Source organism: Paracoccus denitrificans (assembly GCF_900100045.1).
Classification (GTDB): Bacteria; Pseudomonadota; Alphaproteobacteria; order Rhodobacterales; family Rhodobacteraceae; genus Paracoccus; species Paracoccus denitrificans.
The window spans coordinates 1-1,199 of sequence record NZ_FNEA01000091.1; the positions used below are offsets into that span (position 1 = coordinate 1).

At 72.5% G+C, this 1,199-nt stretch carries 1 protein-coding gene and 1 pseudogene; one reads left to right on the forward strand and one right to left on the reverse strand.

What is annotated here, in order from left to right; translation table 11 throughout:
- A partial coding sequence (locus BLT64_RS25915) for an ABC transporter permease (RefSeq protein ID WP_367888675.1) occupies positions 1 to 537 on the reverse strand: 537 nt, incomplete at its 3' end.
- An 82-nt stretch (positions 538 to 619) separates the two neighbouring features.
- On the opposite strand from BLT64_RS25915, the pseudogene BLT64_RS25920 reads away from it, so the two are divergent.
- Positions 620 to 1,199, forward strand: a pseudogene (locus BLT64_RS25920) (hypothetical protein); the annotation flags it as partial.

Genomic DNA, 1,199 nt, shown 5'->3' on the forward strand with positions numbered 1-1,199 from the left:
CATGTCCACCGGCCCCGGCAGCTGGTAGATCACGAAGATGCCGCCGATCACGATGGCGATCACCGCGACATTGGTCAGCACGTTCAGCACCACCCGCGCGATCAGCGCATCGACGAAGGTCACGCTGGGATAGGCCAGGAAGGGCCGCGAATAGCGGATCGAGGCGGCCGTCTTGTTGGCCAGGCCGCTGAACATGGCAAAGGGCAGGTAGCCGGTGGCATAGAACAGCGGGAAGTTCGAGCCCAGCCCCGGGCTGCGCAGCGCCATGCTGAACAGCACCGTCAGCAGCACCACCCCCAGCACCGGCTCGAGCACCGCCCAGATATAGCCCCCCGCCGAACGGCCGTAGGTGGTCGCCATCTCGCGCAGCATCAGCGCCACCACGGTGCGCGCCATCCGCAGCCGCGGCCCGTTGCGGATCGGCCGCTGCGGCGCGCGGGCCGCAGAAGGGTTGGCCGCAGGAGGGTTGGCCGCAGGGGGGCGAACCGCAGAGAGGTTGGCCGCGGCGGGGCCGATCTGGGAGGCGGTATCGGACATGTGAACGCAAACACTGGTCTGGACGGGCGGCAATATGTAACAACTGCGCCCGAAAGGTAAACCAGCGAAAGCGCACCTGCCCGTGACCACCCCCACCACACCGCCCGGCAGCAAGGCCGGCCAGCCGGCCCAGCAGCCGGCCGCCAGGCAGCAAGGCCCCGCTGCCGCCGCTGCACCGGCGACGCAGGCGGATGCCGCCGCACAAGCCAAGCCGCAAGCCGCGACCGGGGCACCCAAGCCCGGCCCGGCGCGACAGCCCTCCCCCCCGGCCGATCCGAAACCCGCCGATCCGAAGCCGGCCGCACCCCAGGCTGCCGCGCCCAAGCCGGCCGCGCCCCAGGACGCATCCCCGGCCCGCGCGCAGCGCCCCTTCCAGGGCCAGCAGGGCCTGGGCGCAAAGCCGCAGGACGCCCAGCCGCAACCGGAAAGGCCGCAGCCCCAGAAGCCGCAGCCCCAGAAACCGCAGCCCGAGAAGACCCAGCCGGGACCGGCAGCATCGAAGCCGGCAGCAGCGCAGCCGCCGCAGCAGAAGCCGCCGGCGCAGCCCCGGCAGGATCAGGCGCGGGATCAGACGCAGGACCGCAAGCCGGCCCCGCCGCCGCAAAAGCCCGCGAGCCCGGCCAGCCCGCAATCGGGCCCGCAATCGGGCCAGCAATCGGGCC